Origin of the sequence: Clostridium acidisoli DSM 12555 (genome assembly GCF_900176305.1) — a bacterium.
GTDB classification, from domain to species: Bacteria; Bacillota; Clostridia; order Clostridiales; family Clostridiaceae; genus Clostridium_I; species Clostridium_I acidisoli.
The window spans coordinates 238,314-251,459 of record NZ_FWXH01000003.1 but is presented as its reverse complement, the minus strand read 5'-3'; the positions used below and the strand labels follow the sequence as shown (position 1 = coordinate 251,459).

Genomic DNA, 13,146 nt, shown 5'->3' with positions numbered 1-13,146 from the left:
CAAATTTGTTTTTACATTTATATTATTTTCAAAATGCTATAAAACATTCACATTATAATTCTTTACAATAATCCAATCAATTTTTCATATTTTTATAATTTATTGACTAAATAATACATAAGTTGTAAAATTTATTTAGGAATAGTTTGATAATTAAAACTATTTTTAATTTATGCAAAATAGTTATTATAAAAGCCAATACTATGTGATATAACAGGAGGTAACACTATGAATTTAACAAAGGAAAGACTTAAATCAGATTTTAAGAAAAAACTCATGAACCTCTACGCTGAAAGTATTCCGGACTCTTCGAAATTACATCAATATCTCGCTTTAGGAGCCCTAGTAAAAGAATATGCCTCTGAAAAGTGGATGGATACAAATATCCAATACAATAAGCGACATGTTAAACAAGTATACTATTTTTCTATGGAATTTCTTATTGGAAGACTTCTTGGAAGTAATTTATTGAACCTAGGTATAACGAGCTTATGCAAAGATGCACTAAAAGATTTAGGTATTGATTTGCATGAAATTGAAGAAGTGGAGAATGATGCTGGCCTTGGTAATGGTGGTCTTGGAAGGCTTGCTGCATGTTTTTTAGATTCCATGGCTTCAATTGGCATTCCTGGACATGGTTGTGGTATTAGATACGATTATGGACTGTTTGAGCAAAGAATAGTTGATGGATATCAAGTTGAAATCCCCGATAATTGGCTAAAAAACGGTAATGTTTGGGAAGTAAAAAAAGAGGACAAAGCCATAGTAGTGAAATTTGGCGGAAAGGTTATTCCAACTTTTGAAAATAACAGACTCTCTTTTAATTACCAAGATTACGAAGCTGTCTTAGCTATTCCATACGATACTCCTATTATTGGATATAAAAATAATACAGTAAATACATTAAGACTTTGGAGCGCTGAAACCATAGATAAAGACTTCGACCTGGAGTCTTTTAGCAGAGGTGATTATACTAAAGCTGTAGAACACAAATATTCAGTTCAGTCAATTTCTCAAGTTTTATATCCTGATGATACTAGAGTCGATGGTAAAATTTTAAGATTAAAGCAACAGTATTTTTTTGTAAGTGCCGGAATACAAAGCATAATAAGAAGATATAAAAAAGGTAATCTGCCCATGTCAAGATTTGATGAATTTATTGCGATTCATATAAATGACACACACCCATCAATAGCCGTTGCAGAACTCATGAGATTACTTCTTGATGAAGAAGGTATGAGCTGGGATGAAGCTTGGAAAATCACTACAAATACAATTGCTTATACCAATCATACTATAATGAATGAAGCTCTAGAAAAATGGCCTATAGAAATGTTTAAAAAACTTCTTCCAAGAACCTTTATGATTATTGAAGAGATAGATAAAAGATTTTGTAACGAAGTTAATGAAAAATATAATGATTTACAAAAAGTACATGACATGGCTATTATTTCGAATGGAAATATTAAAATGGCCTATCTTGCAATTGTAGGAAGTCACTCTGTTAACGGAGTCGCTAGGCTTCATACAGAAATACTTAAAAATAGAGAGCTCTCTAACTTTTATGATTTTTATCCAGATAAGTTTAATAATAAAACAAACGGTATAACCCATAGAAGGTGGCTTATTAAGTCAAATCCTAAGTTGTCAAACCTAATCACCGAAACAATAGGCAATGATTGGATTCATAATCCAAATAAATTAATAGATATTCTTCCATATTCAAAAAACCCTGTTTTTCAAAAGAAAATTTATGATATAAAGCAAAACAATAAGATGGATTTTGCAAAACACGTAAAAGATCATTATGGAATAGTTATTGATCCTAATTCAATATTTGACGTACAAGTTAAAAGACTGCATGCCTATAAACGTCAAGTTTTAAACATTTTTGGAATTTTAGATTTATACTATAGGCTTAAAGATAATCCTAATTTAGAAATAACTCCAAGAACATATTTTTTTGGAGCAAAAGCAGCACCTGGATATTATCTAGCTAAGCAAACAATCAAATTAATAAACACCGTAGCAGCTAAAATCAACAATGATTCGTCCATAAATAATAAAATTAAAATTTTGTTTCTTGAAAATTATTCCGTGTCTCTTGCAGAAAAAATTATTCCTTGTGCAGATGTAAGTGAGCAAATATCCACTACAACAAAAGAAGCTTCTGGAACTGGGAATATGAAATTTATGATGAATGGTGCCATTACTATAGCTACTCTTGATGGTGCAAATGTTGAAATGAAAGATGCTGTTGGCAATGATAATATTGTTATATTTGGAATGGAGAAGGATGAAGTTATGTCACTTGAGAAAAATAAGACTTATCATTCTTCTGACTATTACAATTCTGATAGCAGGCTAAAAAGAATAATTGATAATTTAGTGAATGGTTCTTTAAATGTTCCTCCATCAGAATTTGCTGATATTCACAAATATTTAATAGCAAATAATGATGAATACTTCGTATTAAAAGATTTTGATTCTTACGTGCAAGCTCAAAACAGAATTGATAAATTGTATAAGGATAGAGCAACCTGGATGCAAATGTCAATTTCAAATATTGCTCATTCCGGTATTTTTTCTAGTGATAATACTATTGAACAATATTCAAAAGACATATGGAAAACTAAAAAAGTAGATATAAATATATAGATAAAAAAATAGAAATAGTTCTCGAATCAGAACTATTTCTATTTTTTTATCTACTATTTACCTGAAGGAAAATATTGATAATAATAACATTGTATTCTTCCATTGTATAATTTTCTATTCTTGTCTGATTTTTTACCAAACAATCGTTGAAAATCCTTATGTGGTGTTATTACAAAAACCGACCAATTATCTAAATGTGAATACAAATTTCCAAAGTCTTTACAAATCTGATCAACTTCTCTTGCTTCTCCAAGTCTTTCTCCATAAGGTGGATTTGAAATAATGTATCCAAATTTCTTTTTTGAGGAAAACTCCTTAAGCGGCATTCTTTGAAAAGAAACAAATTGGGATACACCAGCTTTTGCTGCATTATCATTTGCTGTTCTAAGTACCCAGCTATCAATATCAGAAGCCAATATTCTGAATTCTTCTTTATTTATTGCCTTTCTAGCTCCTTCTCTAACTTGTTCCCACATTTTTTTATCTGCACCCGGCCATGTTTCACATACAAAACTTCTATTAAGCCCTGGTGCCATATTTTTTCCTATCATTGCAGCTTCAATTGCAATAGTTCCTGATCCACAGCAAACATCTGCAAGTTGATGAGATGGATTCCATTTACTTATGAGTACAAGTGCTGCTGCTAATGTTTCCTTCATTGGTGCTCCACCTGAATTTTCTCTATAACCCCTTTTATGAAGGCCTGCACCTGATGTATCAATTGTAAGAGTTACCACATCTTTTAATATAGCAACTTCAATTTTATATTCAGGTCCATCTTCTGGAAATAAATCTCGCTTGTACTTTTTTTTCATTGATTCAATAACAGCTTTTTTAACTATAGATTGGCAATCTGGTACACTAAACAGTTTTGATTTTACAGATTTCCCCACCACATGCATAAAACCATTTACTGGTATTATATCTCCAAAGGGAACTGCTAAAGTTCCCTGGAAAAGTTCTTCAAAACTTTCTGCTTTAAAACTAGTTAATTTTATAAGTATTCTCTCGGCTGTTCTAAGCCATGTATTTGCAATTGCAATATCCATCTCATCCCCAGAAAATGTAACCTTACCGTCCTCAACCTTTAAATCTTCATAACCAAGACTTTTTAGTTCTTTTCCAGTAATGGCCTCAATTCCGAAAGTAGTGGTTGCAATTAAAGTGTAATCCATATATATTTTCTCCTATCATTTAAAATCAATAAATCTATTCAAATATATTTATAATATTTTCAAAAACGTCCTTATTTTCTTCTATTTTTTCTTTTCCACCTAATACACATATATAGTTTTCTTCCATACATTTATCTATTATTGTCTTCATTTCTTGAATATCTTCTATTTTTGTATCTAAGACCTCTTCTCTCTCTTTTTGAAGAAGCTTTTTGTCTAAGTTGCTAATATAAATTGCTACTTCTCTTTCACATATCATAGAATTTGAAAGAGGTGTATCTAATGAATTTATGGTACCTAAAATGTATTTAGTCATTTCCCTTTTATCACAAGTAAACTTTTCTAGATGTTTTGCAAATTCATCATAAACCTTTATAGTCTCTATTATATTAGGATCTCTATAAGAACATATTGACATATTACCATTTCTTCTAAATGATATAAATACTCCATAAGCTCCGCCCTTGACTCTTATATTATTCCACAAATAATCATAATTTGCTATAGTTCTAAGCACTAAAAATTTTCCTGTATAACTAAATCCAAATTTAGAATAATTGTTTCCTTTTGCAACGTATTGAACATTTGATGATGTAACCAAAGCTTCATTCTTTTTAGATGGTGTAAATTTGTATTCTTGTTTCTCATAAGTTTCTGATCTAAAATCTTTTAACACCATATCTTTAACTTTTGGTATTAGTATTTCATAATCTTCTTTAGCTGAACCTATGCTTATTATTAAGTTTTTCCTATTAAATATAAGCTTTGAAATTTCTCCTAATTTAGTAAAAATCTCATTAACTTTATTATCAAAGTCCTTATGAATTTCTAGTAAAAATTCATAAAAAGATAATCCATTTACAAGTTCATTATATTGTGAGACATTCGAATAATATGAATTAAGCCTAGTTCCTACTATTCTTACACTTCCACTTACGATAATCATTTCCATTCTAGATTTTAATTCATAAAATGCCTCTCTAAATCGATCTTTATTTTCAAATTTAGTGTTGTTAATTATTTCTTTGAATAGTTCAATTAACTTTTCTGACTTTTCATGAATACATTTTCCTCTTACTATAAACTTAGGATAATATTTATCTATATCATTTGCATCTGAATATAAATCCAAATCAAAATCAATTCCGCCAGTATTAATGTTTATAACATTAGAAAGACTTTCGTAAGAATAATTTTTTGTATCCATTTTACTTAGCAAATATGAAAGAAGGGTAATGTATGGAATATCTTCTTGTTTCACATTACCTGCGTCAAAATACATATCTACATAATTAATTCCGTTAGTGTCTAATTCATTATATAATACTTTATAATCATCTTCATCATATATTTTAGTATTATATGTTTCAGCTTCTCTATTAACATCACTTATAGTTAGTAATGGTATTTTTAAAAGATCCTCTTTTTTATCAGGTAAAGATTGCCTTTTAACTAATTCATCAGCTTCAGCTATAATTTGTGATAATTGTTCTTTATTAAGACTAGCTTTATATTTTTCAAGTTTTGTTTTTTCCTCATTAGCTATTTCTTTCGACAATCCATTTTTAGGTACAACTGAAAACATTAGACTGTACGGATTGTTAAGTAAATATTTTTCTATTAAACTTTCAAAATATCTATTCTCTGAATTTTTTTTGATCTTTTCTAAATCATTCTCAAATTCTAGGTTTTGAAAAGTCAAACCGTTATGTAGCACACTATTCATTACTTTTTCACAGTATACAAGACCTCTTGGATATGTGCTATAGTCTCCTTCTCTTAAATCAAATTCTTTTGAATTTATAACTGCATCAATTAAATCTTTGTCTATCCCATTTTTTACTATGTCCCTAAGCGTATCAAATACAACTTTTTTGAATTTATCCTTTTCAGCTTCATTAGAATTTTTTATTACAATACTCATATATGTTTGAAGAATACTGTTATTGTACATTCCAAAGGCATCTTTACAAATATTAGCTTTAACTATAGCATTTTTTAATGGTGACGCTGCTGTTTCAAGTAGAATATCCTCTAATAAATCAAATGCTAAATATAATTCCTTATTTGTTGCATCACTAATAACAAAATTAAGACTTAAATATGTTTTATCATTTGCATCTTCTGACTCTGAAATAGGATAAAAGACAGATTTTTCTTTCATTTCCTTAAAAGCTTCTTGTTTTTTTATTTCAATTTTTTCATCAATTTTTTCAAAATTACACAAATAATTTTCATCTATAAATTTTAATTGATCTAAAATATCTAATTTTCCATATAAATAAATATAACTATTTGATGGATGATAATATTTTTTATGATAACTTAAAAATTGTTCTCCTGTAAGCTCTGGTATGTTCATAGGATTTCCACCAGAATCATGACTATATGAAGTATCTGGAAAAAGATTTGAACTTATTCCTCTAAATAAAAGTGATTCAGGTGAAGAATATACACCTTGCATTTCATTATAAACTACACCTTTATAACTTAATTGATCATTGTCTTTGTTATATTCATAATGCCAACCTTCTTGTTTCATAATCTCAGGATATTTATATATATTTGGATAAAATACGGCGTCTAAATACACATCCATGAGGTTTCTGAAATCCTTATCATTTTTACTTGCTATTGGATACATGGTTTTATCAGAATATGTTGCTGCATTAAGGTAGGTATTGAGTGACCCTTTAGCAAGCTCTACAAAAGGCTCCTTTGATGGGAATTTTCTAGATCCACATAATACCGAATGTTCTAATATATGAAAAACTCCTGTACTATTATCTGGTAGTGTTTTAAAACTAATTGCAAAGACTTTATTATCATCTGAATTTTCTATGTTTATCAGTTTTGCTCCACTTTTTTCATGTAGAAAGACACGTCCAGTAGAACTTATATCTTTAATTTGCATTTCTTCAATTAATCTAAATCCATTATAAATCTTATTAATTTCATAATTCATAGATTTTTGGCCCCTCTCTATATAGTAAGTTAAACCATATAACAATATAACTAGATAAATGTATTATAATTCTTTAACTTACTTAATTCAATATACTGAATTATATTATATATTTATTCTTCTTAATAAATATTAATTTATACAAAAAATATTTCTTGCCTGTTTGAATTTAAATATAAACTTTGCTAAAATGTGATTTAGGGATACACACGGAGGTTAAAACATGGATAATTTTAGAGTTGAAAAGGATATGCTTGGTGAAAAAAAGATATCTAATGACATATATTATGGAATCAATACATTACGTGCTATAGAAAATTTTAATATAAGTAAGAAATCGGTTAACTTTGAACTTATAGAAGCATTGGTTCTTGTAAAAAAAGCCTGTGCACTTGCTAACAAAAAGCTGAATCAACTTGATGAAAAAAAAGCTGATGCAATTATAGAAGCTTGCAATAGAATACTTAGTGGTGATTTTTTAGATCAATTTATTACTAACTCACTTCAAGGTGGTGCTGGAACCTCTACGAATATGAATGTAAATGAAGTTATAAGTAACATTGCCATAGAAATTCTAGGTGGTAAAAAGGGTGAATATAACATTGTCCATCCAATAGAAGATGTGAATATGTCACAGTCAACAAATGATGTATATCCAACTGCACTTAGAATTGCGTCCATAGGACTTTTAAGAAAAACTTCTGAGGCCTTTAGTCGTCTTCAAGATAGTCTTCAAGATAAAGAAAATGAGTTTTCACATATTTTAAAGCTCGGTAGGACTGAATTAATGGATGCACTTCCTATAATGGTAGGTCAAGAATTTGGTGCTTTTGCTCGTGCTATATCTAGAGATAGGTGGAGACTTTATAAAGTTGAAGAAAGACTTAGAGAGGTTAATATTGGCGGCACTGCTATTGGTACTGGAATGAATGCCTCTCAAAAATACATCTTTTTAGTTACAGATATACTTCAAAACTTAACTGGTCTTGGCCTCTCAAGAAGTGATTTTCCAATTGATACAACTCAAAATATGGATGTATTTGTAGAGGTGTCCGGCCTTTTAAAATCTGCCGCTGTGAATTTAATTAAGATGTCGAATGACCTACGACTTTTAGGTAGCGGTCCTAAAGGCAGTATTGGTGAACTCATTATTCCTCCGGTACAAACTGGATCTTCAATTATGGCTGGAAAGGTAAATCCTGTGATTCTAGAAATGATAGCTCAGGTTTCTATGAAAGTTATTGCAAATGATACTGCTATAACTTTAGCTGCTTCCAGTGGACAACTAGAACTTAATGCATTTGCACCACTTATTGCAGATAGCCTTTTAGATTCTCTTAATCTTTTAGAAAATGGGGTTAACATATTAAATGACAAATGTATTATAGATATTAAAGTTGATTTAGAGCAATGTAGAAGTAATCTAGAAAATTCAACTGCTCTTGCAACTGCTCTCGTTCACTACATTGGATATGATAGGGCTTCTGAAATTTCAAGGAGAGCTATTTTAGAAAATAGAACAATTAAGGATATAATAGAAAGTGAAAACTTAATTGATACCGCTTTGCTTAAAAAGATATTAAACCCTTTCACTTTAACAAGTCCTGGTATTCCAGGCAAATAAAACATTATGGATGGTGTATATATGAGTAGTTTAAATGAAACTCCTATGTCAAATAGGATACATATAGCCTTGTTTGGCAAAACCAATGTTGGTAAATCAAGTATAATAAATGCCCTTACAAATCAAGATATATCACTTGTATCAAAGGTTAAAGGTACAACAACTGACCCAGTATACAAAGCTATGGAGCTTTTACCCTTAGGTGCAGTTGTATTTATCGATACTGCTGGTCTTGATGATGAGACAGAGCTTGGAGATTTAAGAAAGAAAAAGACCCTTGATGTTTTAAACAAAACCGATGTAGCTTTAATAATTATAGATTCTAATGAAGGTTTAACTGACTTTGATTTAGAGATAGCTACTAGAATCAAAGAAAAAAAAATCCCCATAATAGGAGTTCTAAATAAAATTGATTTAGTAAATTTAGAAGAAGATGAAATTTTAGATTTTGAAAAAAAACTTGGTTTTAAACTTATCAGGGTATCTGTAAAAAATAATATTGGTATTAAAGAAATAAAAGAAAACTTAATAAAGTCATGTCCTAATGAAGAGGACAAATTTAAAATTGTAGGTGATTTAATATCTCCTGGTGATTTTGTTATACTTGTAACACCAATTGATAAAGCTGCTCCTAAAGGAAGACTTATTTTACCACAACAACAGGTTATACGTGATGTTCTCGAAAGCGATGCTATTTCCATTGTAACTAAAGAATATGAACTTAGAGAAACTCTCCAAAACTTAAATAAAAAACCAAACCTTGTTATAACTGATTCACAGGCTTTTTTAAAGGTAGCTGCTGATACGCCAAAGGATATACCTCTAACTTCATTTTCCATACTTTTAGCAAGGTATAAAGGTGATTTAAGTGAACTCGTACGTGGTGCTTTTGCTATTAAAAAACTAAAGGATGGAGATAAAGTTCTTATTGCCGAGGCATGTACGCATCATAGGCAATCAGATGATATTGGAAAAGTAAAAATACCAAGATGGTTAAGGCAAATGACAGGTAAAGATTTACAGTTTGAGTTTTCTAGTGGATTTTCTTTTCCTGAAAATTTAAAGGATTATGCTCTTATTGTTCATTGTGCTGGTTGTATGCTTAATAGGCGTGCTATGCTTCACAGAATATCAGAAGCAATAGATGCTGAGATTCCAATAGTAAACTATGGAGTATTAATTGCTTATGTTCAAGGTATTTTAGAAAGAACACTTGCGCCCTTCCCTGCTGCAAGACTTGAATTAGAAGAAGAGTAAATGATACGTCATAATATAAAGAAATTACAGAGTAATAGTGAAGGTTTTTAACGCTTGCTTCTCACGTTAAAAGGTGAAGTGTTTATGGATAAATTCATAAAGGCTAAGAAAATTTTTCCTCCTACGTCAAAAAAATAATGAATTTAAATTTATATGTCTTAATATTTAAAGACAACTCTACTATGTATTTTAACCGTAGGTTTTGCTTTTGGGCGTAGCCCTTGGTTTTTATATAACAGTTAATTGGGAACGTGCATAGATTTGTGTAAATTCAAATCTATGTATGTTTTTTATATATAACTAACTGTAAAATGTGGAGGATATATCTCCATCAATAATATCTAAAATTACCAATAATGTAATGGATACCGCCATTGCTTGGCAAAACAGAACACTAAATGAGGTATATCCTTATAAGTATATGTTGAAGCTTTAAAGCCTTAGACTCAGCCTGGGGAGGCAAATACCTAATAATATAAAGCCGCTATACCTTCTCAGTATTTAGTAATAACCTAAAAACAAAAATTACTATAGGAATATTTTCCCATAGTAATTTTCGGTTAAATCTCTTCTCTTTTATTCTAATTTACACAGAACCATATACGTTCTCAAGTATATTGACATTCATTTTTAACCTGTTACGTAAGTAACTTCTCTCACCTTTGACGATTTTAGCCTCGTCAACTCTTCCATCTAGCCGAAGGCTTTCTTTAATCTTTTTATCTAGCTTTAGCTATGATAAAATTCTTTAATCTTTGCTTTGCAATTTCTAACTATTAAGAATTATTTTAATTCAGAGTATTAAGAATTCATTTCTTTCGAAAGCTTTTGTATTTCTTCACTTTCGTTGTACTCTTCAAAAGTCATCTTTCTATCTATTATTCCCTTTGGTGTTATTTCAATTATTCTATTAGCTATTGTGTCAATAAATTGATGGTCATGAGATACAAATAATACATTTCCTTTAAAGTCAATTAATCCATTATTTAAAGCTGTAATTGATTCTAGGTCAAGATGGTTTGTTGGTTCATCTAAGATAAGTAAATTAGCACCGCTTAACATCATTTTTGAAAGCATACATCTTACTTTTTCTCCACCAGAAAGCACATCTGCAGTTTTTAATGCCTCTTCTCCAGAGAAAAGCATTCTTCCAAGGAATCCTCTCACAAAACTTTCTGTCTTATCTTCTGAGAACTGTCTTAACCAGTCAACTAGACTCAAATTAACTCCATTAAAAAATTCTGAATTATCCTTTGGGAAATATGAATTTGTTATTGTAATTCCAAACTTAAATGAACCACTATCAGGCTCAAGTTCTCCCATTAATACTTTAAACAATGTGGTTTTTGCTATTTCACTTTCACCTACAATTGCTATTTTATCATCTTTGTTTACAATAAAACTTACGTCATTGAGCACTTTAATTCCATCTACAGTAGCGCTTATATTCTCAACATTTAAAATATCATTTCCAGCTTCTCTTTCTGCTTTAAATCCAACAAAAGGATATCTTCTAGTAGACGGTTTTATATCATCTAAATTTATTTTATCTAAAAGTTTCTTTCTTGAAGTTGCCTGTTTTGCTTTAGATGCATTTGAGCTAAATCTAGCTATAAATGTCTGTAATTCATTGATTTTTTCTTCTTTTTTCTTATTTTGATCTTTTGCCATCTTAAGTGCTAATTGACTGGATTCATACCAGAAATCATAGTTTCCAACATAGAGTTGTATCTTTCCAAAATCAACATCTGCCATGTGAGTACAAACACTATTTAAAAAATGTCTATCATGAGATACAACTATAACTGTACCCTCAAAATTTATTAAAAACTCCTCTAACCATTCTATTGAATCCATATCTAAATGGTTTGTAGGCTCATCAAGAAGAAGTACATCTGGATGACCAAATAATGCCTGAGCAAGAAGTACTCTTACCTTCTCTGGTCCACTTAGTTCACTCATTGTTTTATAATGTTCTGATACAGGTATTCCAAGTCCCATTAAAAGTGTTGCTGCTTCTGATTCAGCCTCCCAACCATTAAGTTCTGCAAATTCGCCTTCAAGTTCTGAAGCTCTTATACCATCTTCATCAGAAAAGTCTTCTTTTGCATAGATTTCATCTTTTTCAGTCATTATTTCATAAAGTCTTTGATGCCCCATTATTACAGTTTTTAATACTTCATATTCATCAAATTGAAAGTGATCCTGCTTTAAAACCGTAAGTCTTGCTCCAGTAAGAAGGCTTACATCTCCAGTGTTAGGTTCTATTTCTCCAGATAATATCTTTAAAAAAGTAGATTTTCCAGCTCCATTTGCACCAATTACACCATAACAGTTACCTGGTGTAAACTTTATACTTACATCCTCAAATAATTTTCTACCACCATAACTTAGACTTACATTTGTTGTACTTAACATTAAAATACCATCCTTTTATATTTTTAATTGTTTACAATTATTTTTCACGTTCAAACTACAAATCATTATAACATAAGCTACAATATATATGGAAGATTAAAATTAAGTTCTATAGCAATACCTTTAACTACCTATAGTTATGTGTTACAATGTATAGACGTAATAAAATACATATAGTATTTTAAAGGAGGAAAACAAATTTTATGGTTGAAATAGGTAAGTTCAACAAACTGACAATTTGTAGAAAAGCAGATTTTGGATATTTTTTAGATGCAGGAACAGGTAAGACAAGTGATGATATTTTACTTCCTACTAAAAGTGCTTTAGGTGCTGATATTAATGTTGACGATGAAATAGATGCATTTATATATAGAGATTCAAAGGATAGGCTTATTGCCACAATGAAAAAACCTTATGCTGAAGCTTATCAGCTAGCATATTTAAAAGTGGTATCTGTAACAACAATAGGTGCTTTCGTTGATTTTGGTTTAGAAAGAGATTTATTTGTACCTATAAAAGAACAAAATTATTTATTGGTTGAAGGAAATAGCTATTTATTTTACGTATATGTAGATAAAACTGGTCGACTTGCTGCTTCCACTTTTATAGAAGATTACATTGAAAACACCGAGGAATACATTGTTGGAAAAGACGTTGAAGGAGTTGTCTATGGTTTTCAAACCAATGGAAGCGTAATGGTAGCTGTAGATAATAAGTTTAAAGGTGTCATTTTAAAAAATGAGTATTACGACAGAATCGTTCCTGGTGAAAAATTAAAACTAAGAGTAAAAAAGCATTTTGAGGATGGGAAAATGTCACTTACAACAAGAAAAGCTCCTAAGGATGAGAGACTTGAACTTGAAGATGTCATACTTAAATATCTGAATGATAATAATGGTTTTATGCCATACAATGACAAGAGCTCTCCTGAGGATATAAAACATGTTTTTCATCAGAGTAAAAACTATTTTAAAAATGCGCTTGGCGGATTAATGAAACAAGGACTAATTGTTCAAGATAAAGATGGTACAAAACTTAAATAGATAGTA

Annotated in this window: 7 protein-coding genes and 1 pseudogene; 5 read left to right on the top strand and 3 right to left on the bottom strand. The window is 30.0% G+C overall.

Features of this window, described 5'->3' with window-relative positions:
* Positions 1-228: 228 nt before the first annotated feature.
* Positions 229-2,658, top strand: a complete 2,430-nt coding sequence (locus B8978_RS06305; protein ID WP_084114795.1) for a glycogen/starch/alpha-glucan phosphorylase — start codon at positions 229-231, stop codon at positions 2,656-2,658.
* Between the two features lie 53 nt (positions 2,659-2,711).
* Here B8978_RS06305 and B8978_RS06300 read toward each other — a convergent pair whose 3' ends face one another.
* Together B8978_RS06300 and B8978_RS06295 are read right to left on the bottom strand one after the other, a co-directional pair.
* Positions 2,712-3,833 (bottom strand): THUMP domain-containing class I SAM-dependent RNA methyltransferase, encoded by a 1,122-nt coding sequence (locus B8978_RS06300; protein ID WP_084114794.1) that lies wholly within the window; start codon positions 3,831-3,833, stop codon positions 2,712-2,714.
* 34 nt (positions 3,834-3,867) lie between these two features.
* Positions 3,868-6,798 carry an insulinase family protein gene (locus B8978_RS06295; protein ID WP_084114793.1) on the bottom strand — a complete coding sequence of 977 codons (2,931 nt, stop codon included), beginning with the start codon at positions 6,796-6,798 and terminating at the stop codon, positions 3,868-3,870.
* Between the two features lie 223 nt (positions 6,799-7,021).
* Here B8978_RS06295 and B8978_RS06290 point away from each other — a divergent pair, with 223 nt between their 5' ends.
* From B8978_RS06290 to B8978_RS19480, 3 genes and pseudogenes are all read left to right on the top strand, one after another.
* Positions 7,022-8,422, top strand: coding sequence for an aspartate ammonia-lyase (locus B8978_RS06290; protein ID WP_084114792.1), 1,401 nt, complete (start codon positions 7,022-7,024; stop codon positions 8,420-8,422).
* Positions 8,423-8,443: 21 nt separating this feature from the next.
* Entirely contained in the window at positions 8,444-9,679 is a 1,236-nt protein-coding gene (hydF, locus tag B8978_RS06285) for a [FeFe] hydrogenase H-cluster maturation GTPase HydF (RefSeq protein WP_084114791.1), read from the top strand.
* Between the two features lie 319 nt (positions 9,680-9,998).
* Positions 9,999-10,103: pseudogene (locus tag B8978_RS19480) on the top strand (transposase); the annotation flags it as partial.
* Positions 10,104-10,480: 377 nt separating this feature from the next.
* Here the strand turns inward: B8978_RS19480 and B8978_RS06280 are convergent.
* Complete coding sequence (locus B8978_RS06280; RefSeq protein ID WP_084114790.1) at positions 10,481-12,097, bottom strand: ABC-F family ATP-binding cassette domain-containing protein; 1,617 nt, start codon at positions 12,095-12,097, stop codon at positions 10,481-10,483.
* A gap of 203 nt (positions 12,098-12,300) precedes the next feature.
* Here B8978_RS06280 and B8978_RS06275 point away from each other — a divergent pair, with 203 nt between their 5' ends.
* Entirely contained in the window at positions 12,301-13,140 is an 840-nt protein-coding gene (locus B8978_RS06275) for a CvfB family protein (protein WP_084114789.1), read from the top strand.
* The last annotated feature ends 6 nt before the right edge of the window (positions 13,141-13,146 follow it).

Bases quoted from the DNA above. Each gene is read 5' to 3' on its own strand.
- B8978_RS06305 (WP_084114795.1), top strand. From the start codon at position 229: ATGAATTTAACAAAGGAAAGACTTAAATCAGATTTTAAGAAAAAACTC.
- B8978_RS06300 (WP_084114794.1), bottom strand. From the start codon at position 3,833: ATGGATTACACTTTAATTGCAACCACTACTTTCGGAATTGAGGCCATT.
- B8978_RS06295 (WP_084114793.1), bottom strand. From the start codon at position 6,798: ATGAATTATGAAATTAATAAGATTTATAATGGATTTAGATTAATTGAA.
- B8978_RS06290 (WP_084114792.1), top strand. From the start codon at position 7,022: ATGGATAATTTTAGAGTTGAAAAGGATATGCTTGGTGAAAAAAAGATA.
- hydF (WP_084114791.1), top strand. From the start codon at position 8,444: ATGAGTAGTTTAAATGAAACTCCTATGTCAAATAGGATACATATAGCC.
- B8978_RS06280 (WP_084114790.1), bottom strand. From the start codon at position 12,097: ATGTTAAGTACAACAAATGTAAGTCTAAGTTATGGTGGTAGAAAATTA.
- B8978_RS06275 (WP_084114789.1), top strand. From the start codon at position 12,301: ATGGTTGAAATAGGTAAGTTCAACAAACTGACAATTTGTAGAAAAGCA.